11 protein-coding genes are annotated in these 20,789 nt (G+C 73.7%); 4 read left to right on the top strand and 7 right to left on the bottom strand.

The window, feature by feature from the left end:
* Positions 1-245: 245 nt before the first annotated feature.
* Together acnA and EYB28_RS12420 are read left to right on the top strand one after the other, a co-directional pair.
* Positions 246-2,999: an aconitate hydratase AcnA gene (acnA, locus tag EYB28_RS12425; RefSeq protein ID WP_166848306.1), complete on the top strand. Its 2,754-nt coding sequence runs from the start codon at positions 246-248 to the stop codon at positions 2,997-2,999.
* 347 nt (positions 3,000-3,346) lie between these two features.
* Positions 3,347-3,841, top strand: a complete 495-nt coding sequence (locus EYB28_RS12420; RefSeq protein ID WP_166848304.1) for a TetR family transcriptional regulator C-terminal domain-containing protein — start codon at positions 3,347-3,349, stop codon at positions 3,839-3,841.
* Between the two features lie 68 nt (positions 3,842-3,909).
* Here the strand turns inward: EYB28_RS12420 and EYB28_RS12415 are convergent, their stop codons facing one another.
* The 6 genes from EYB28_RS12415 to EYB28_RS12390 form a co-directional block, all read right to left on the bottom strand.
* Entirely contained in the window at positions 3,910-6,387 is a 2,478-nt protein-coding gene (locus EYB28_RS12415; protein WP_166848302.1) for an OmpL47-type beta-barrel domain-containing protein, read from the bottom strand.
* A gap of 123 nt (positions 6,388-6,510) precedes the next feature.
* Positions 6,511-10,548: a ThuA domain-containing protein gene (locus EYB28_RS12410; RefSeq protein WP_166848300.1), complete on the bottom strand. Its 4,038-nt coding sequence runs from the start codon at positions 10,546-10,548 to the stop codon at positions 6,511-6,513.
* 134 nt (positions 10,549-10,682) lie between these two features.
* A complete protein-coding gene (locus tag EYB28_RS12405) occupies positions 10,683-11,696 on the bottom strand; it encodes a multicopper oxidase domain-containing protein (RefSeq protein WP_205710910.1) in 1,014 nt (337 codons plus the stop codon).
* 72 nt (positions 11,697-11,768) lie between these two features.
* On the bottom strand, positions 11,769-12,677 hold the full coding sequence (locus EYB28_RS12400) for a sugar phosphate isomerase/epimerase (RefSeq protein WP_166848297.1): 909 nt from the start codon (positions 12,675-12,677) through the stop codon (positions 11,769-11,771).
* Positions 12,678-12,998: 321 nt separating this feature from the next.
* Positions 12,999-13,988: a phosphotransferase gene (locus EYB28_RS12395; protein ID WP_166848294.1), complete on the bottom strand. Its 990-nt coding sequence runs from the start codon at positions 13,986-13,988 to the stop codon at positions 12,999-13,001.
* A 22-nt stretch (positions 13,989-14,010) separates the two neighbouring features.
* On the bottom strand, positions 14,011-14,709 hold the full coding sequence (locus EYB28_RS12390; protein WP_166848291.1) for a CoA pyrophosphatase: 699 nt from the start codon (positions 14,707-14,709) through the stop codon (positions 14,011-14,013).
* 175 nt (positions 14,710-14,884) lie between these two features.
* On the opposite strand from EYB28_RS12390, the gene EYB28_RS12385 reads away from it, so the two are divergent.
* Positions 14,885-17,158, top strand: coding sequence for an ATP-binding domain-containing protein (locus EYB28_RS12385; protein ID WP_205710909.1), 2,274 nt, complete (start codon positions 14,885-14,887; stop codon positions 17,156-17,158).
* Between the two features lie 94 nt (positions 17,159-17,252).
* Here the strand turns inward: EYB28_RS12385 and EYB28_RS12380 are convergent, their stop codons facing one another.
* Complete coding sequence (locus tag EYB28_RS12380; protein ID WP_166848288.1) at positions 17,253-18,704, bottom strand: GuaB1 family IMP dehydrogenase-related protein; 1,452 nt, start codon at positions 18,702-18,704, stop codon at positions 17,253-17,255.
* Positions 18,705-18,797: 93 nt separating this feature from the next.
* On the opposite strand from EYB28_RS12380, the gene dxs reads away from it, so the two are divergent.
* On the top strand, positions 18,798-20,687 hold the full coding sequence (gene dxs / locus EYB28_RS12375) for a 1-deoxy-D-xylulose-5-phosphate synthase (RefSeq protein WP_166848285.1): 1,890 nt from the start codon (positions 18,798-18,800) through the stop codon (positions 20,685-20,687).
* The last annotated feature ends 102 nt before the right edge of the window (positions 20,688-20,789 follow it).

Raw genomic sequence — 20,789 nt, 5'->3', positions numbered from 1 at the left:
GGCCTCAACGGCCGGGGCGACACGGCTGTTCCCGGCCGGACGGCGGGACGCCGGCGCGGTGGTGGGGTCCTGCGGTCGACGCGCGCAGATGACGCGAAGTATCTTGACGTCAAGATAAATGGTCTATGCTGGGTGCAGCCCGGCGGCGCATGCGTACGCTGGGTGGAGCCCCCAGTACCCCCGGTGCCGGACCCGTGCCCCGCAGCACGGCGACCGCGCCGGCCAGCCCCGCAGAAGGAGCCGCAGTGAGCAGCGTGGACACGTTCGGATCGAAGGGAACGCTGGAGGTCGGCGGGAAGTCGTACGAGATCTTCCGGCTGTCCGCCGTCGAGGGCGCGGAGCGCCTCCCGTACTCCCTGAAGATCCTCGCCGAGAACCTCCTGCGTACCGAGGACGGCGCCAACATCACCGCCGACCACGTGCGCGCCCTCGCGTCGTGGGACCCGGACGCCCACCCCGACACCGAGATCCAGTTCACGCCCGCCCGCGTCATCATGCAGGACTTCACGGGCGTGCCCTGCGTCGTCGACCTCGCCACGATGCGCGAGGCCGTCGCGGAGCTCGGCGGCGACCCGAAGCGGATCAACCCGCTGTCCCCGGCCGAGATGGTCATCGACCACTCCGTGCAGATCGACGTCGCGGGCCGCGCCGACGCGTTCGCCCGCAACGTCGAGTTCGAGTACGAGCGCAACCACGAGCGCTACAAGTTCCTGCGCTGGGGCCAGACCGCGTTCGACGACTTCAAGGTCGTGCCCCCGGGCACCGGCATCGTGCACCAGGTGAACATCGAGTACCTGGCGCGCACCGTCATGACCCGCGAGGTGGACGGCGTGCTCCGGGCCTACCCCGACACCTGCGTCGGCACCGACTCGCACACCACGATGGTCAACGGCCTGGGCGTGCTGGGCTGGGGCGTCGGCGGCATCGAGGCGGAGGCGGCCATGCTCGGCCAGCCGGTGTCGATGCTCATCCCGCGCGTGGTCGGCTTCAAGCTCACCGGCGAGATCCCCGCCGGCGTGACGGCGACCGACGTCGTCCTCACGATCACCCAGATGCTCCGCCAGCACGGCGTGGTCGGCAAGTTCGTCGAGTTCTACGGCTCGGGCGTGGCCCAGGTGCCGCTCGCGAACCGCGCCACCATCGGCAACATGTCCCCGGAGTTCGGCTCCACCGCGGCGATCTTCCCGATCGACTCCGTGACGGTCGACTACCTGCGCCTCACCGGCCGCAGCGACGAGCAGCTCGCGCTCGTCGAGGCGTACGCCAAGGAGCAGGGCCTGTGGCTCGACCCGAGCGACGCCGGCTACACGGAGCCCACGTTCTCCGAGTACCTGGAGCTCGACCTCGGCACCGTGGTGCCGTCGATCGCCGGCCCGAAGCGCCCGCAGGACCGCATCGAGCTGTCGAACGCCAAGTCGGCCTTCGGGCGCGACCTGCCGAACTACGCCTCCGACGTCACCGACGTGGTGGACGAGGCGGAGAAGGAGTCGTTCCCGGCCTCGGACTCGCCCGCGATCCACGCGAACGGCCGCCGCACGGTGTCCGTCACGGACAGCGAGGGCAAGCAGTTCGACCTGTTCCACGGCGCGGTGGCGATCGCCTCGATCACCTCCTGCACGAACACGTCCAACCCGTCGGTGATGATCGCCGCCGCGCTGCTCGCGAAGAACGCGGTCGACAAGGGCCTGGTGTCCAAGCCGTGGGTCAAGACGTCGATGGCGCCGGGCTCGCAGGTCGTCACGAACTACTACGAGAAGGCCGGCCTGTGGCCGTACCTGGAGAAGCTCGGCTTCCACCTGGTCGGCTACGGCTGCGCCACCTGCATCGGCAACTCCGGCCCGCTGGACGAGAAGATCTCGGAGGCCGTCAACGAGCACGACCTCGCGGTCGTCTCGGTGCTGTCCGGCAACCGGAACTTCGAGGGTCGGATCAACCCGGACGTCAAGATGAACTACCTGGCGTCCCCGCCGCTGGTCATCGCCTACGCGCTGGCCGGGACGATGGAGTTCGACTTCGACCACGACCCGCTGGGCCGTGACGCCGACGGAAAGCCGATCTTCCTGGCGGACATCTGGCCGACGCCCGACGAGGTCGAGAAGACCATCGCGACGTCGATCGACCGCGACATGTTCACCAAGGACTACGCCGACGTCTTCACCGGGGACGAGCGGTGGCGCGCCCTGGACACCCCGGAGGGCGACACGTTCTCGTGGGACGGCGAGTCCACCTACGTGCGCAAGCCCCCGTACTTCGAGGGCATGGGCGCCACGCCGGCCCCGGTGGAGGACATCTCCGGTGCCCGCGTGCTCGCCAAGCTGGGCGACTCGGTCACGACGGACCACATCTCCCCGGCGGGCGCGATCAAGCCGGACAGCCCGGCCGGCAAGTACCTTGCCGAGCACGGCGTCGCGCGCCGCGACTTCAACTCCTACGGCTCGCGCCGGGGCAACCACGAGGTGATGATCCGCGGCACGTTCGCGAACATCCGCCTGAAGAACCAGCTCCTCGAAGGCGTCGAGGGCGGCTACACGTTCAACTTCGTGAAGAACGCCCAGGACACGATCTACGACGCCGCGCAGGACTACGCCGCGCAGGGCACCCCGCTGGTGGTGCTCGGCGGCAAGGAGTACGGCTCCGGCTCGTCGCGCGACTGGGCGGCCAAGGGCACCGCGCTGCTGGGCGTCAAGGCCGTCATCACGGAGAGCTTCGAGCGCATCCACCGCTCCAACCTCATCGGCATGGGCGTGCTGCCGCTGCAGTTCCCGGCCGGCGAGTCGGTCGAGTCGCTGGGCCTCGACGGCACCGAGACCTTCGACATCGCGGGCGTCGCCGCGCTGAACGAGGGCACGACGCCGTCCACCGTCAAGGTCACCGCGACCAAGGCCGACGGCAGCACCGTCGAGTTCGACGCCGTGGTGCGCATCGACACCCCGGGCGAGGCGGACTACTACCGCAACGGCGGCATCCTGCAGTACGTGCTGCGTTCGCTCGTCGACTGAGACGTCGCCGCCGGCGCCCCGTCCCTCCTCGCGAGGGGCGGGGCGCCGTCGTGCTTCTCCCTCGCGGCGCCCGACGACGCCGGCGAACGGCCCCTCGGTGCGCTCGAGGGCGCGCAGCCCGGCGCCGGTGAGCGCGGTGACGAGGGGCGCGAACCGGGAGGCGCGCAGCTGCCATCCGTGCGAGAGCAGTACCGGCGGAGCGGCCGGGTCGCCCCACGCGTAGGTGACGACGGGCAGGTCGCCGACGCGCACGGTGCCGCGCCGGGCCTGCTCGTGGACGGCGCGGTCCGCGGGGCGGACCGGAGCGGGTGGGCCGACGCGCCAGAACGCGCGGGGCGGTGGCACCGGTGAACAAGAGCGGGATCGCCGGGCTCTTCGGGTCCAAGGAGGGCCTGCAGCTCGCCACGGTGGCGTACGCCCGGCAGGTGTTCACCGAGGCGGTCGTCGACCCGGCCAGAGGCGCCGAGCGCGGGCTCCCGCGGCTGCGGCGCACCGTCCTGGCCTGGCTCGACTACTCCCGGGGCCGGGTCTTCGAGGGCGGGTGCTTCTTCCGGTCGGCCGCGACCGAGCTGGACGCCCGCACCCCGGGGCCGGTCCGCGACGCGGTCGCCGAGGCGCTGCGGGACTGGGACGGCTATCTCGCCAGGCTCCTGGCCGCGGCGGTCGAGCGTGGCGAGCTCGCGCCCGGCACGGACGCCGCTCAGCTCGTGTTCGAGATCGACGCCTTCCTCGACCGGGCGGACTCCGAGTCGGTGCTGCGCGGCGACGCCGGGGCCTACGACCGCGCCGCCCGGGCGATCGAGGGGGCGCTCGTGGCGTGCGGCGCCGCGCCCGCCGGCTGACACGACGCCGCCCCGGCACCAGGCGGTACCGGGGCGGCGCGGGCTGCTGCCCTGTGGTGCGGCCCTTGCTACCCCTTGCCGACGTCCGAGCGGGCCGCGGCGCGGACCAGCTTCGGACGGTCCTTCTTGTCGATCGTCCCGTCGTCGGCCAGCGTCGTGGCGACGTCCCGGACGTGGGAGACGAACGCGCCGTGGTTGGCGTACTCGCCGTCGGCGTCGACGAGGTCGGCCACGGTGCAGCCGTCGCCGGTGTCGACGTTGGCGACGCCGGAGTCGACGCCCCCGACGATCACGGTCTCCCGCTCGTCGGAGGCAGGGCAGACGTCGGTGCCGGCCCGCGAGACGAGGAACGGCAGCGTCTGTGTCGTCGACGTGTTCCCCGCGTCGTCGGTGGCCCGGTAGCGCAGGGTGTGCGCGCCCGGGTCGGACACGGTGACGGGCCCGGTGTAGGCGGTGAAGGCCGCCTGGTCGAGCGCGTACTCGATCCCGGCGACGCCGGAGCCCTCGTCCGTCGCGGTGATCTCGATGCTCACCTCGCCGACGTAGGCACCGTCGTCGTCCCGGTCACCGGTGAGGTCGGCGGCCACGAAGGGCGGCGCGGTGTCGTCGGGCTCGCCGTCGTCGGCCACGACCACGACGTCGACGGCCGACGGCTCGGAGACGTTGCCCGCCTCGTCCGTCGCCCGGTAGGTGAGCGTGTGCTCGCCCGCGGCGTCGATCACCACCGGGTCGGTGTAGGCCATGAATCCGGAGCCGTCGAGGTCGTACTCGACGGAGGCGACGCCCGACTCCTCGTCCGTGGCGCTCAGGGCGACGGTCGCGGAGCCGACGTAGGCGCCGTCCCCGTCCTGCTCGCCCGTGACGTCGGCCGTCACCGCCGGGGGCGTGGTGTCCTCGGCGACGGGCTCGGCCACGGTGAAGGTCACGGCCCCGGGCTCGGAGACGTTCCCGGCGGCGTCGGTGGCCCGGTACCGCACCGTGTGCTCGCCGGGCGTCGTGACGTCGAACGGCTCGTCGTACGCGGTGAAACCGTCGCCGTCGAGGTCGTACTCCACGCTCTCGACGGCCGAGGCCTCGTCGGTCGCGGTCAGCGCCACGGTGGCCGTGCCGACGTAGGCGCCGTCGTCGTCGAGCTCCCCGGTCACCTCGGCGGCGACCACGGGCGCGGTCGTGTCCTCCTCGCCGGTCCCGACGACCGTGAAGGTCACCGAACCCGCCTCCGACACGTTCCCGGCGGCGTCCGTCGCCCGGTAGCCGAGCGTGTGCTCGCCCGGGGCCGTCACGACCACGGGGTCGGTGTACGCCGCGAAGCCGGCACCGTCGAGGTCGTACTCGACGGTGTCGACGCCGGACTCGTCGTCGGTGGCGGCGAGGGTGACGGTCGCGGAGCCGACGTAGGAGCCGTCGGCGTCCTGCTCGCCGGTGACCTCGGCCGTGACGGACGGCGCGGTGGTGTCCTCGGCGACGACGACGACGTGCACCATCGCGGCCTCGGAGACGTTGCCGGCCTGGTCGGTGGCCCGGTAGGAGAGCATGTGCATCCCCGGCTCGGTCAGCTCGACCGGCTCGGTGTACTCGGTGAAGCCGGCGTCGTCGAGGTCGTACTCGACGGAGGCGACGCCGGAGTCGTCGTCGGTGGCCGTCAGGGTGACGGTCGCGGAGCCGACGTAGGAGCCGTCGGCGTCCTGCTCGCCGGTGACGTCCGCCGTGACGGTCGGCGCCACGACGTCCTCCGGCGTCTCCTCGACGACGGTGAAGGTCGTCGTGGCGGCCTCGGAGGTGTTCCCGGCGGTGTCGGTCGCCCGGAACGTGACAGTGTGCTCGCCGGGCGCCGTGACGTCGAAGGGCTCCGTGTAGGGCTGGAACCCGCCGCCGTCGACCTCGTACTCGACCGACTCCACCTCGGACTCGGCGTCGGACGCGTTCAGCGTGACGGTCGCGGAGCCGACGTACGCGCCGTCGGCGTCCTGGGAGCCCGTCACGTCGGCCGTGACGGTGGGCGCCGTGGTGTCCTCGCCGCCGGAACCGTCCGTCACGACCAGCTCGCCGACCATCGTGCCGTGGCCCGGGATGGCGCAGAAGTAGCGGTACGTGCCCGGGGTCAGGGTGACCTCGACCTCGTGGCGGCCCTCGGTCGAGTCGAAGGGGTTGGCCAGGATGTCCAGGTCGACGTCGTGGTTGTAGCCCGGGGTCGTCGTGTCGAACGTGAGCGTGTGGCTCATGCCGATGGTGTTGCCCGTCGCGACGCTGTTCTCGAACACGATCGTGGCGGGCCCCGCGGTGGCGGTGGTGGGGGCGGAGGCGTACTCGGTGACGCTGTTGCTCCCGGTGAATGTCAGGACCTGCTCCGCCAGCACGTCCGCCGTCGGCGCGGACTGCTGCGTGCCCGGCTGCGTGGCGTCGCCGGCGGTGGGCACGGCGGACGCCGCGGGGACCGCGAGGGCCACCGCGACGAGCGCGCCGGCCGCTGCCCCGGCGACGAGGCGGGTCCGGCCGGCGGCCGCGGGAGCGCCCCGCCGGCGGTGGCCGAGGATGGGGGGATTCATGGTGCACCTCTGTTCGCTGCGAAGGAGGGAGGCGGCCCGGGTGGGGCCGCCCGGGGCGTCCCGGTGCGGGGCTGACGCGTGGTCGCCCGCCCCGCACCGGGACGGCTCCGGGAACGAGCCGGGTTACAGGTCGCTCACCCGGATGTTGCGGAACTCGACGAGGTCGCTGTCACTGTGGTTCTGCAGCCCGACGTACCCGCTGAGGAACTGGCGCAGGTCGGTCGGGGGGTCACCCGCCCGCGACGACTCCTTCCCCGGCGAGTTGACGAACTCGTTGAGCACCTCGCCGTTGCGGATGATCGTGTACTGCTGGCCGACCACGCGGATCTCGTAGTCGTTCCAGACCCCCTTGTCCGTGACGCCCGCCTCGTCGAGGCCGACCGGGTCGAAGTTGTACACCGACCCGGTCTTCTGCGGCTCGCCCGAGGGCCCGTCGTAGATCTGGATCTCGTGGCCGCAGTAGATCGCCACCCACGCCTCGGCGCTGGTGCCCTGCCCGCACTCCGGGCGCTCGGCCTGCGGCACCCGCGGGTCCGGGAACCGCGTGAACACGCCCGTGTTCGCGAAGTGGTCACCCTGCGAGACGTCGCGGAACTGGAGCTTGAGCGAGAAGTCGTCGAACTCCTCGGCCGCGTACCAGAACATGCCCAGTCCGCCGCGGGACGCCAGCGACCCGCCGTCGGTCAGCTCGAAGCTGCCGCCGGGAGCCTGGCGCCAGCCGTCCAGCGACTCCGCCGTCCCGTCGAACAACCACCGGTAGCCGGCCGAGGCGTCCTTGCCGACGTCGGACCGCGCCGCGGTGCGGGTCAGCTTCCCCTTCTCCTTGCCCGAGACGACGCCGTCGGCCTTCAGCTGGTTCACCACGGCGTTCACGTGCTTCACGAAGGCGCCGTGGGACTCCCACTGCTTGTCGTCGCCGATGAGGTCGTTGATGGTGCAGCCGCCCAGGTCGTGGTTCGTCACGCCCGAGTCGCTGTCACCGATCCAGACGGTGTCCCGGTCGTCCGGGACCGCGCACTCGATCGACACCGGCACGTCCACCGTCACGGTCTCGCCGTCGGCGTACGTCACCGTCAGCGTCGCGTCGTAGCTGCCGACGCGCGCGTAGGTGTGCCGCGGGTTCGCCTCCGTGGACGTGGCGCCGTCCCCGAAGTCCCAGGCGTAGGAGACGCCGCCCGAGCGCGCCCCCGTGAAGGCGACCGTCAGCGGGTCGCTCTGCACGCTCGTGGCGCTCCCGGCCGGGGCCGGCGTCGCCGGGCCGCCGTCGTAGGTGATGCGGATCAGCTTCTGGTTGTCGTGGAGCGAGAAGAAGCCGCCCGCGTAGTCGAGCATGTACAGGGCGCCGTCCGGACCGAACTTCGCGTCCATCCAGCTCTGCAGCTCGTCGTCACCGCCACCGGGACGGATGATCCGGCGCAGGTCCTCGGCGTACACCGGGGCCCCCGCCTCGTCGACCTTCTCGGGGTCGACCGTGACGGCGATGCGGTTGTTGGGGTTGGACTGGTCGCCGATGAACCACGTGTCGTCCCAGTGCGCCGGCCAGGCCACACCGCTGTCGGTGTCGACCTCGGACCGGTGGTACGTCGGCCCGTCCATCACCGCCTGGCCGCCGCCACGCAGGTACGGCAGCGTGTAGGTGGCCTCGTCCTCCTCGTACGAGGGGACGCCGTCCTCACCGATCGGGAAGACCGGGCCACCGCCGGACGGCGAGTACCAGATCATGTTGTCCCGGGCCGGCGGGATGTCCACCAGGCCCGTGTTGCGGGGCGAGGTGTTCTTCAGGTCGTCGCAGTCGTACCAGCCGGTGAGGATGCTCGCGTCCTCGTTCGACCGGTCACGGTAGGGCTGCTGGTTGCCCATGCAGTACGGCCAGCCCTGGTTGCCCGCCTCGGTGATGATCGTGGCCGTCTCGTACTTCGCCGGCCCGAGCTCGGGGTCCGGGCTGAAGGCGTCCGGGCCCACCCAGGCGGCGTTGAGCCAGTCGTTCTTCGTGTCGTAGTGCAGGCGCGAGATGTTGCGCACGCCCATGACGTAGATCTCCGGCTTGGTCTTGTCCGCCGGGTACTCGCCCTCGGGGAACAGGTTGCCCTCCGGGATGGTGTACGTGCCGTCCGGCTCCGGGTGGATCCGCAGGATCTTGCCGTTGTAGCTGTTCGTGTTGCCGGAGGTGCGGCGCGCGTCCTGGAACGAGATGCCGGCGAACTCCTCGGTCCAGTTGTTGCCGGAGTACCCGTCCGACCCGCCGGAGGAGTTGTTGTCGCCGGACCCGATGTAGAGGTTGCCCTCGTCGTCGAAGTCCATGCCGCCGCCCGCGTGGCAGCAGCTGTGGATCTGCGTCTCCCACGCCATGAGGTCGACGCGGGTGGACTGGTCGATCGTGTTCGCCTCGGCGTCGTACGTGAACCGGGACACGGTCCGCTCACCCACGCGGCGCTCGCGGTCGATCGACTCGTGCGGCATCCAGAACACGTAGACCCAGCCGTTCTCGTCGAACTTCGGGTCGAGCGTGATGCCGATGAGGCCTTCCTCGTTCTTGACCAGCTCGCTGCCGCTGCCGCGGTTGCCCATCACGTCGAGGGTGGTCAGCAGGGACGTCTCCTCGGACTCGGGGTCCCAGCGGTGGATGGTGCCGCAGCCCAGGCCGACGTCGGGGTCCTCCCACGGCACGACCGGGCCGGACGGGCACGCGGCCTTGCCGATGTAGAAGACGCCGCCGTCGGGCGCGATCGTCAGCCCGTGGGGCTCGCCGATCTGGTCGAGCTCGCCCTCGGCGTTCTCGGCGGTCAGGCGCTCGGTGGTGTAGTTCGCCGCGATCGTCGCCTGGCAGTCGCCACGCACCGCGCCGGTCGTCCACAGCAGGGCGCCGGTGAGGTGGTCGCGGAACGCGTCCTCGCCGTAGCTGTCCGCCGTGCCGCCCATGCCGGTGTAGAACGACCGGCCACCGTCGTAGTCGCGGCACCACGAGACGGGGTGGAACGCGCCGTTCGCGCCCTCGCCCGGGTCGTAGTCCCACTCCTGGACCTGGGCGACGGTGTGCACCTCGCCGACCGGGTTCGGTGCCCAGTTGAGCCACCGGTCGGAGCGGGTCCAGGTGGCCGGCAGGCTCTCGGTCGCCGGGTGCCGCTGGTCCAGCACGTCGACGGTGGCCTCCTGCACCGGGATCTCGGGCTCGGGCTCGGCCTCCGACGCGGCGTCGAACAGCTCCAGCTCCGCGAGCTGGGTGAGGTCGTCCCCGGCGTTGGCGGTGATGTCGAGCCGGTAGTGCTGGTAGGCCGTCTCGTTGTCGAACCGGTAGTCCTGCGCGAGGAACCGGTCCGGGAAGTCCTCGTCGGAGCGCGTGTCGAGGTCGGTCCACGACTCGCCGTCGGTCGATCCCTGCAGGGTCCAGCTCTCCGGGTCACGGCCGTCGAAGTCGTTCGCGGACGTGAGCGCGTAGCGCGTGGCCACGACGGGCTCGGTGAGCTCGACCTCGAGCCAGGCGGTGGGCTCGAACGCGAGCCACTTGGTGCCCGGGTCGCCGTCCACCAGGTTGGCGGCCACCTCGTTCGGCGGGTTCTCGGCGCTGGCCGTGGCGGTCGCGACGTCCGCCGGGTCGGGCAGGTTGCCCGCCGGGCGGGTGCCGATCAGCCCGGTGAACCACTGCGAGCGGTCCTGGGCGCGGGCGGCGTCACGCACGCCGAGGAACCCGCCGCCGGCCTCCACGTACGAGCGCAGCGCCGACTCCTGGTCGGCGTCGAGCTCGGCGCCCTCCGCGGAGAGGAACACGACTCCGCGGTACTGCGCCAGGTTGTCGGCGGTGAAGGCGCCCGGGTCGGTCGTGACCTCGGCTTCGAAGCCGTGCTCCGCCGCGAGGTCGGCGACGGTCTGCGCGGCCAGCTCGACCGGGTCGACCTGGTCGCCGGGGGCGCCGTGGAACACCAGCACCCGCATCTCGGCGGAGGTGGTCGCGACCTGCTCTCCCGGCGCGCGGGTCGTGGTGGTCGGCGCCGACTCGGCGGCGCTCTCCGGTGCGGGGGACGGTGGGGCGGTGGCGGCGACGCCGGGCGTCACGGCGAGCCCCGCGAACAGGACCGCCGTGCCGGTGGTGGCGACGATCCGGGCGGTGTTCCGTGCCGGCGCGCGGCCGGCACGGAGGGTGCGATCTCTTCGTATCCGTTCCATCACTGCTCCTTCGCGAGTGATCGGGGGGCGCCCCGGGGTTCCGGGACGGCCCTGGACAGTCGGGGAGTCCGTCGGTCGGGTTGTCGGGTGTCGGACGGTGGGGGTCGGGGTCGGGTCGGGGAGCCTCCGGCTCGTCAGCCGGCGTGCGGGTGGGAGCCGTGCTGGTGATAGCGGTCCAGCGCCGCCTGGGCGCCGTCGGGCATGCTCCCGTCGGCGTTGCGCACGAGGAACACGCCGGCCATCCCGCCGTCGGCGTGGAACTGGACGTGGCAGTGGTACATCCAGGCCCCGGGCCCGACGCCGGCGCCGGCGATCACCTGGAAGCCGAACGAGTCGCCCGGATTGAGGTCCCGGTTGTCCACGACCTGCGTGGGGTCGTTCGGCCCGTCCAGGAGCCCGGTGCGATTGTTGGCCCAGCGGTGCGCGTGCACGTGGAACGTGTGGTACATGTCGCCGTGCCCGACGGCGATGAACTCCACGCGCTCACCGAGCCGCGCCTCCAGCAGCGGGATGTCGGGCGCCGCCTTGTTGTTGATGGTCATGTCGTTGAACACGACCGTGAACTGGCGGTCGGGGAGCGGGTCGCCCTTGCGGCGCACGACGAGCGCGCCGTACAGGCCCTTGCGGACCCCCTCGGTGCCGTGGGACGTGCCCATCGCGTGGTCGTGGTAGTGCCAGTAGCCGGCGCTGCCGGGCATCCACTGGCCCTTGACCTGGTAGGGCTCCTGGGTGGTCCACACGTAGGTGCGGGTCTCGCCCGGCGCGTTGAACGAGGCGTTCATGGGGCTGCCGTCGGAGGTCGTCTCGTAGTTGACCCCGTGGGGGTGGATGGACAGCTGCCGGTCGGTGGTGTTGACGAGCTCGATCTCGAGCGTGTCGCCCTCCCAGATCTCGAGGACGGGGCCCGGGACGGTGGCCTCGCCCGGGGCGTACCCGTAGCCGTAGAGGCCGCCGGGGAGCTCCTCGGCGTAGAGGGTGATCTTCCGGGTCTTGCCCTTCTTCCCGGGCAGCGCCCCCGGGACGGCGGCGGCCGCGCCGTCCGCCCCGAGGGCGACGACGGCGGCGGGTGCGACGACGCCGGCGACGGCCGAGGTGAGCATGGTGCGGCGGGAGAGGCCCCGGCCCGCGGTGACACCGTTGTCAGGCATGACTGCTCCGTTCAGGGGATGTCGGGGTGGCGCGCGACCGGGTGGGCCAGGGGGAGGCCCACCCGGTCTGCGTCAGTACGTGAGGGTGTTGAGGTGGTCGAAGCTCTCGGAGGCGAAGTCGCGGCCGTCCGGGGCGAGGTCGTACTCGAGGGTGTAGTACCGCACGTGGCCGTGGGCCGCCTCGAGGATCGGCTCCCAGTCCAGCTCGCCCTCGCCGACGTTCGCGAACGTCGCCCGGTCGTCGCCGTTGAGGAAGCCGTCCTTGATGTGCAGCAGCTCGATGCGGTCCCCGTAGGTCTCCAGGAGCTGCACGACGTCGATCCCGGCGTCGTATGCCCACAGCACGTCGACCTCGAACGTCACGTACCGAGGGTCGGTGTGGTCGGCGATGATCTCCCAGGCCGACTTCTCCTCGCCCGTGGCCGGGTCCGTGTAGACGGTCGTGAACTCGTGCTGGTGGTTGTGGCCGAAGATCTTGTGCAGCCCCTGCTTCGACGCCGCCTCTCCCAGGCGGTTCAGGGTCGCGGCCGTGGCCAGGGTGTCCTCGTAGCTGCCGATGCCGGGGGACGCGAACCCGCCGGACCCGACGTACTGCTGGCCGAGGGTCTTGGAGTAGGCCAGCGTCTGGTCCCACGTGGCCTCGTCCGTGCTGTTGTGCGACGCGGAGACCTTCAGGTGGTACTTGTCGGCGAGGGAGCGGAACTCCTCGGCGGTGTAGCCGGCGAAGTTGCCCCCGTACGGCTCGATGTTGCGGTAGCCCATCGCCGAGAGCTCGGCGAGCACCGGCTCGAGACCGTCCTCGGCCACCCACGGGATCAGGCTGTACAGCTGGATGGAGATCTTGCTGGCGGGCACCGTGCGGCCCGCGTCCTCCGGCGGGGCGGCGGCGGCCCCGCTCGCCGCCGACAGTGCGACGGCCAGTCCGGCCGCCGAGGCGGCGGCGATCCGGAGCGAGCGGCGGGCAGGTGCTGTCGTCGTCATTGTCGACTTCCCTTCGCGTGAGTCACGCCGCAGGCTCGGCGGCGGTCCCGTGGCGGGTGTGACGCGTGCCACGACACGGCTCATGACCCTAGGGGAACTTCTGACGGACGGCAACCAAAAGATGAAAGGTCTTTGCGCATCTTCATGTCGAGCGCCAACACCGGTGGCCCGTGCCGGGGCGGCCGGCAGCACCGGTACGGCGGGCGGGAACGGACCCAGCGGGTGCGGGCGTCCTGGGACGGCGGCGCGCCGGCTCAGGGAGCGTCCGCGCCGCCCTCGCGTGCGTGTCCGCGTCGGTCCACGTCGTGCTCTGACGTGCGGTTACGGGCGCGTCCTGGGTGCGAGCAGACGGTCCAGCGCATGCCGGCCGATGGGCACCAGGCGCGGGTGCTCGTCGGGGTGGGCGAGCATGTTCGTCGCGTAGAGCAGCGCCCAGCCGGCGGCGCGCGCCCAGGTGGCGTCGTCCCACCCGGCGCCGCGGTGCGCCCGTGCCTGCACGGCGTCGCGGCAGGCCGCGTGGCCGGCGTCGTCGAAGAGCAGCCACAGCGCGCCGAGGTCGCCCGCCGGGTCGCCGGACGTGACGTCGCCCCAGTCGACGACGGCGGCGAGCCGGTCGCCCCGGGACCCCGGCGCGACGACGAGGTTCGCCGGGTGGGGGTCGCCGTGCAACCAGACCGGCGGCCCGTCGTGGACCGGGGCGTCGAGCGCGGCCTGCCAGACCTCCCGGGCCGCCGCCCGGCGGTCGGCGGGGACCAGGTCGAGGCGGGCGCCGAGGGCGGCCGGGTCACGGGCCTCCGCCCGTCGGGCGAGCGGGATCCCGCGCACCGGGTTGGGCGGCGCGTCGGGCGGCGCCGGGACGTGCAGCGCGGCCAGGACGGCGCCGAACGACGCGGCCCAGGCGCGGCGGGCGAGGACGGGGGTGCGGTCCGCCGCCGTGCCCTCGACCCATGGGGTGACGCTCCACCACCACGGGTAGCCGAGGGCGTCGCTGGGCCGGCCGACCCGCACGGGGACCGGGACGGCGACCGCGCCGTCGCCGGCCGGCGGCCCGCCGGGCCCGGCGCCCGGGTCGAGCAGCGTCGCCAGGCGGGGGAGCGTCGCCTGCTCGTGGCGGACCAGGGCGGCAGCGGCCTCCCGGCGGGGCAGCCGGAGGGCGAGCGCCGGGCCGTCGTCGCCGGCGTGGCCGAGCCGCAGCATGACGTTGTCCCAGCCGTTCGCCACCACCTCGAGGGAGAGCCCTGCCAGGTCGGGGTGCTGCTCGGCGAGCAGGGCGCGGGCGAGGCCCGGCGTGACGTCGAGGTCGGCCTTCACGACGTCCTCCTCGTCGCGCGCCTCACGAGAGCTCGAGCTCGCGGCCGCGGTCCCACGCCTCGGTCCAGCCGAGCCGGTCGAACGCGGCGTCGAGGATGCCGGCCGTGAACCCCCACACGAGGTGCTCGACGTCGCCGTCGCGCACCTGGAACCCCGGGCCGCGCCACACCTGGCCGCCGCGCCGCAGCACGGTGGTGACGCGCCGGGCCGGGTCGAGCAGGTCGGCGACCGGCGCCCGGAAGACGTGCGCCGACTCCGCGTGGTCGACGACCCCCACCGGCGTGGGTCGCGCCCACCAGCCGAGCACCGGCGTGACCCGGTGGTCGCTCACGGGCATGGGCAGCTCGCGGCAGGTGCCGAGCACGTCGACGCCGGCCGCGTCGAGTCCGGTCTCCTCCGTCGCCTCGCGCAGGGCGGCCGCCACGACGTCCTCGCCGTCCTCGACCCGCCCGCCGGGGAAGGCGACCTGGCCGGCGTGCGAGCGCAGGGTCGCGGCGCGCGCCAGGAGGAGCACGTCGAGGTCCTGCGCGACGGCGAGGGCCTGGGCCGCGTGGTCGGCGTCCAGGTCGTCGAGGACGCCGAAGAGCACGAGCACCGCGGCGGGCCGCGCGGCTGTGGCGTCCGGCCCGCCGCGGGACAGGCCCCAGTCGCGCAGGAACGTGGGATCGGTGGCGAGTGCGCCGAGCTGGGCGCGGGCCGACGTCGGGGGAGCGGAGGTCACCCGTGCAGGCTAACTCCGTCCGCGGGCCCCGCGAGGCGCCTCCGCGACCGGGAGTGCATGGGTCGCGACGTGCCCGGGAATAATTTCGGTACGCCGTACGCTGACCGGTCGGCCGCGCCCGTGCGCGGCCGCCGTCGCCGCCGTCCGGCGGTCCCCGAGGAGCCCAGGAGCCGCGTTGCCTCAGCCGTACCAGCCCGCCGTCCCGCCGCCCGCCGCACCCGCGCCCGACCAGGCCCCGCACGAGCACCCGCACGATGCGGCGACCCCGCGCCTGGACACCGACCCGCCGGACCACGGCCGCCAGGTCGCGCTCGAGCGCTCGGCCGTGCGCCGCATGCACGACCACGTGGACACCGAGACCGCGCGCCTGCGCGGCGAGCTCGCCCGGGCGCTGCGCTCGCGGCCGGAGGACAGCACCGAGCTGCACCAGCGCGACGCGCGGGTGCGCATGCTGGAACGCCGCCTGCGGGCCCTCGAGGCCGGCGAGCACCACCTGTGCTTCGGCCGCGTGGACACCGTGGACGGCCGCGCGCTGCACGTCGGCCGGCTCGGCCTGCACCCCGAGGACACCCCGGAGCCGCTCCTGGTGGACTGGCGCGCCGACGCCGCCCGCCCGTTCTACGCCGCCACGCCGGTGCGACCGCTCGGGCTGCGCCGTCGCCGCCACCTGCGCCTCGAGGGACGCGACGTCGTCGGGGTGAGCGACGAGATCCTCGACGGCAGCGAGCCGGACGCCGCGGACGTCGTCGGCGACGGGCCGCTCATGGCGGCGCTCGGCGCCCGCCGCACCGGGCGCATGCGCGAGGTCGTCGCCACGCTGCAGGCGGAGCAGGACGAGGTCGTCCGCTCCCCGCACCGCGGGGTCGTCGTCGTCACCGGGGGACCGGGCACCGGCAAGACCGTCGTCGCCCTGCACCGTGCGGCGTACGTGCTCGCGGCGTTCGACGGGGTCGCCGACGACGGGGTGCTGGTGCTCGGGCCGAACGACCGGTTCCTCGACTACATCTCCCGCGTGCTGCCCTCGCTCGGGGAGAACGACGTCGTGCTCGCGACGGCGTCGTCCGTGCTCCGCGGCGCGAGCCCCGCAGCGGCCGCGGTGCCCGCCGACGCCCGCGACGCGTCGGACCTCGCCCGCGTCGCCGGGCGCGCGGTCCTGGCCGACCTGCTCGCCGCCGCGGTGCGGGCGCACCAGGCCCCGGGCGCCCCGGACCTCGTGGTGCGCGTCGGCGGGGACGACGTGCGCCTGAGCCCGGACGACGTCGCCGCGGCCCGCGCGCTCGCCCAGGGCACGGACCTGCCGCACCACGGCGCGCGCGGCGTCTTCCACGAGGCGGTCGTCGAGGCCCTCGTCGACGCGGTCGTGGCCGACGCCGAGGCCACCCTCGCGCGGATCGACGCCGAGTCCGCCGAGCTCACCGGGCGCGACCTCGACGCGATGGCCGCGGCGGGCCTGCGCAGCCTCGGCCTGGACGGCGTCCCCGGGACGGACGCGGCCGACGAGCTTGACCCCGACACGCTGCGCGACGAGCTCCTGACCGACCCCGTGCTCGACCGTGCCGTCGAGCGTCTGTGGCCCCGGCTCGACGCGGCCGCCGTGGTGCGCGAGGTCCTGCGCGCCGTGGGCCGTGACGTCGGCGGCGGGGCACAGGACGTTCCCGCGCCGCCGGCGGGCTGGGACGCCGCCGAGCGCGCGCTGCTCGCGGCCTCGGCGGACGGGGCCCTCACGCAGGCCCACCTGCCGCTGCTGGACGAGGCTGTCGCGCTGCTGGACGGGGAGCCGGAGCGCACGTTCGGGCACGTCGTCGTCGACGAGGCGCAGGAGCTGACGCCCCTGCAGTGGCGGGCCGTGCTGCGCCGGTGCCCCTCGCGGTCGCTCACCGTCGTCGGGGACCTGGCCCAGGCGGGGCCCACCGCCGAGCACGCGACGTGGCGCGACGCCCTGGGTGCGGACCTGTGGCGGCGTGCCGAGGTGCGCACGCTCACCGTCAGCTACCGCACGACGGCCGAGATCCTGGCCGAGGCGGGCGCCGTCCTGGAGAGGGTCGCGCCGGCCCAGGAACCGGGCACGGCGGTGCGCCACGGGCCCGAGCCGCGGCGCACGACGGCGCCGCAGGTCGGCCCCGTGAGCCTCGCCGACGCCGTGGCCCGCGAGGCCGCCGCCGCGGGCCGCGAGGTGCCCGGCGGGCTCGTCGGGGTCGTCGCGGCCGACCTGGCGGTGGCCGGGATCGAGGCGGCCCTCGAGCGTGCCGCGGACGGGGCGCCCGCGGACGGGCGGGGCGGGTCGCGGGTGCGGGTCGTGCCGGTCTCGCAGTCCCGCGGGCTGGAGTTCGACGCCGTCGTCGTGGCCGACCCCGGCGGGATCCTCGCGGCGCGCCCGTGCGGCGAGCGGGACCTCTACGTGGCACTCACCCGCGCCACGACGACCCTGACGGTCGTCGACGCCGGCTGACGACCATGCGATCCCGCGGTGCCGAACATGTGGTCGGTCCGGGATTCGGCCGCCGAATCCCGGACCGACCACATGTTCGGCACGCGCGGCGGGGTCACCAGCTCGTCGCGACGGGCATGCCCTCGGCGTACCCGGCGGCGGACTGGACGCCCACGAGCGCGCGCTCGGCGAACTCGCCCAGCGTGCGCGCCCCGGCGTACGTGCAGCTGGACCGCAGGCCCGAGGTGATCTCGTCCAGCAGGTCCTCGACGCCCGGCCGCAGCGGGTCGAGGTACATCTTGCCGGTGGAGATCCCCTCCTCGTACAGCGCCTTGCGGGCCCGGGCGAACGGGGAGCCGTTGCTCGCGGTGCGGGCCGCGACGGCGCGTGCCGACGCCATGCCGAAGGAGTCCTTGTACAGCCGGCCGGTGCCGTCGTCGTGCAGGTCGCCGGGCGACTCGTAGGTGCCGGCGAACCAGGAGCCGATCATCACCTGCGACGCGCCGGCCGCCAGCGCCAGCGCGACGTCGCGCGGGTGGCGCACCCCGCCGTCGGCCCACACGTGCCTGCCGAGCTCGCGCGCCGCCGCGGCGCACTCCAGCACGGCGGAGAACTGCGGGCGCCCGACGGCGGTCTGCATGCGCGTGGTGCACATCGCGCCCGGGCCGACGCCCACCTTGATGATGTCGGCGCCCGCGGACGCCAGGTCGCGCACCCCGGCCGCGGTGACGACGTTGCCGGCCACGACGGGCACCTGCGGGTCGAGCCCGCGGACGGCCTCCAGCGCCTGGAGCATCTTGGTCTGGTGCCCGTGCGCGGTGTCGACGACGAGCACGTCCACCCCGGCGTCGAGCAGCTCGCGGGCCTTGGCGGCGACGTCGCCGTTGATGCCGACCGCGGCCCCGACGCGCAGCCTCCCGGCCGCGTCCAGGGCGGGGGAGTAGACGGTCGAGCGCACGGCGCCCTTGCGGGTGAGGAGGCCGGCGAGCACGCCGTCGCGCACCACCGGCGCGAGGTGGATCTTCGCGGAGTGCATCCGGTCGAACGTGGCCTCGAGCCCCTCGGCCTCGACCTGCGCGGCGTCCAGCGTCACCAGGTCGTCCGACATCACCTGGTGCACCTGCGCGAAGCGGTCCACGGCCGTGCAGTCGTGCTCCGTGACGACGCCCACCGGGCGGCGGTCGGCGTCCACGACGACGGCGGCCCCGTGCGCCCGCTTGCCCAGCAGGGTCAGCACCGTGGACACCGTGTCGTGGGGCGTCACCACCACGGGCGTCTCGACGACGGGGTCCTTCGACTTGACGTCCGCGACGACGTCGGCGACGACGTCGGAGGGGATGTCCTGCGGGACGACCGCGATGCCGCCGCGCCGGGCGACGGTCTCGGACATCCGCCGCCCGGCGACGGCCGTCATGTTCGCCACGACGACCGGGATCGTGGTGCCGGTGCCGTCGTCGGAGGCCAGGTCGACGTCGAACCGGCTGGTCACGTCCGAGCGGGACGGGACCATGAAGACGTCGCCGTAGGTGAGATCGGTCGTGGGCCGCTGCCCGTCGAGAAAGCGCACGGGTCGAACCTACCGCCTCGGCGGCGCCGGCACGGCGTCCCGCGCACAGCCCGGCACCGCCTACAGTGGGACGGTTATGGCTAGGAGGAACGCATGGGTCTGCTGACTTCAATCCGCACGCCCGAGGACGTGCGCCGGCTGACGTCCGCGCAGACGACGCAGCTCGCCGCCGAGATCCGGGCGTTCCTCGTCGACAAGGTCTCGCGCACGGGCGGCCACCTGGGGCCGAACCTCGGCGTCGTCGAGCTGACGATCGCGATGCACCGCGTGTTCGCGTCCCCGCGCGACACCATGGTGTTCGACACGGGCCACCAGTCGTACGTGCACAAGCTGCTCACGGGACGCCAGGACTTCTCCGCCCTGCGCAAGGCCGGTGGCATGTCCGGCTACCCGGCTCGCGCGGAGTCGGAGCACGACGTCGTGGAGAACTCGCACGCCTCCACCGCCCTGTCGTGGGCCGACGGCATCGCGAAGGCCAACGCCGTGCGCGGGCGCACCGACCGGCACGTCGTCGCCGTCATCGGCGACGGCGCGCTCACCGGCGGCATGGCCTGGGAGGCGCTGAACAACATCGCGGCCGCCGACGACCGCCGCCTCGTCATCGTCGTCAACGACAACGGCCGCTCCTACTCGCCGACCATCGGCGGCGTGGCGCACCACCTCGACACCCTGCGCACCACCCGCGGCTACGAGGCGTTCCTCGCCTGGGGCAAGCGCACCCTGCGCCGCACCGGCCCGCCCGGGCGCTTCGCCTACGACTGGCTGCACGGCCTCAAGAAGGGCCTCAAGGACGTCGTCGCCCCCCAGGGCATGTTCGAGGACCTCGGGCTCAAGTACGTCGGACCCGTCGACGGGCACGACGTGGGCGCCATGGAACGCGCGCTCCGGCTCGCCAAGACGTACGGCGGCCCGGTCATCGTGCACGCGATCACGGAGAAGGGGCGCGGGTACACCCCCGCCGAGCAGGACGTCGCCGACCGCTTCCACGCCGTCGGTCAGATCCACCCGGAGACCGGCCTGCCCGTCGCCCCCTCGCGGTTCGGCTGGACCAAGGTCTTCGCCGACGAGATCGTGCGGATCGGCCGCCGCCGGCCCGACGTCGTCGCGATCACCGCGGCCATGCTCCACCCCGTCGGCCTGGCGCCGTTCGCGAAGGAGTTCGGTGACCGCACGTTCGACGTCGGCATCGCCGAGCAGCACGCCGCGACGTCCGCGGCGGGCATGGCGTTCGCCGGCCTGCACCCCGTGGTCGCCGTCTACGCCACGTTCCTCAACCGGGCGTTCGACCAGGTCCTCATGGACGTGGCGCTGCACAAGGCCGGGGTGACGTTCGTCCTCGACCGCGCCGGCGTCACCGGCGACGACGGCGCCAGCCACAACGGCATGTGGGACATGGCGATGCTGCGCATCGTCCCCGGCCTGCGCCTCGCCGCCCCCCGCGACGAGGAGACCCTGCGCGCCGCGCTGCGCCAGGCGGTCGACGTCGACGACGCCCCCACCGTGGTGCGCTACCCCAAGGGCGCGCTCGCCGACCCGGTCGAGGCCGTCGACGAGCTCGAGGGTGTCGACGTGATCGCCCGGCACACGCCCGGCGCGGGCGCCCCGCCCGCCGCTCGGGTGCTGGTCGTCGGCGTCGGGTCCATGGCCCGCACGGCGCTCGCGGCCGGCGAGTCGCTCGCTGCCCACGGCCTGACCGTCGGGGTCGTGTCGCCGACGTGGGTGCTGCCGGTCCCCGAGTCCCTGATCAAGCTCGCCGGAGAGCACGACCTCGTGCTCACCCTGGAGGACGGCGTCGTCGACGGCGGTGTGGGGGCCACCGTCGCCCAGCACGCCGCCGAGCGCGGCGTGCGCACCCCGTTCGTGCACACCGGCCTGCCCACGGCGTTCCTCGACCACGCGAGCCGCGACCAGGTGATCGCCGGGCAGCGCATGCGCGCCGAGGACGCCGTGCGCGACGCCCTGGCGGCCCTCGGCCAGGGCTGACCTCCCACGTCCGGATCGAGCGTGCCGGTCCGGTCCTCGATCCTCGCGACGGGGAGCGGACCGGCGCGCACGGCGCCGTCGCGCGGCGGGACCGCGGGTAGC

Origin of the sequence: Isoptericola sp. BMS4 (genome assembly GCF_011634835.1) — a bacterium.
In the GTDB taxonomy this organism is placed as follows: Bacteria; Actinomycetota; Actinomycetes; order Actinomycetales; family Cellulomonadaceae; genus Isoptericola.
The sequence above is the reverse complement of the archived record's forward strand: the minus strand, read 5'-3'. Positions and strand labels throughout refer to the sequence as shown.

Excerpts from the sequence above, each read along its gene's own strand:
- EYB28_RS12415 (WP_166848302.1), bottom strand. The coding sequence starts at position 6,387 with ATGAATCCCCCCATCCTCGGCCACCGCCGGCGGGGCGCTCCCGCGGCC.
- EYB28_RS12400 (WP_166848297.1), bottom strand. The coding sequence starts at position 12,677 with ATGACGACGACAGCACCTGCCCGCCGCTCGCTCCGGATCGCCGCCGCC.
- dxs (WP_166848285.1), top strand. The coding sequence starts at position 18,798 with ATGGGTCTGCTGACTTCAATCCGCACGCCCGAGGACGTGCGCCGGCTG.
- EYB28_RS12405 (WP_205710910.1), bottom strand. The coding sequence starts at position 11,696 with ATGCCTGACAACGGTGTCACCGCGGGCCGGGGCCTCTCCCGCCGCACC.
- EYB28_RS12410 (WP_166848300.1), bottom strand. The coding sequence starts at position 10,548 with ATGGAACGGATACGAAGAGATCGCACCCTCCGTGCCGGCCGCGCGCCG.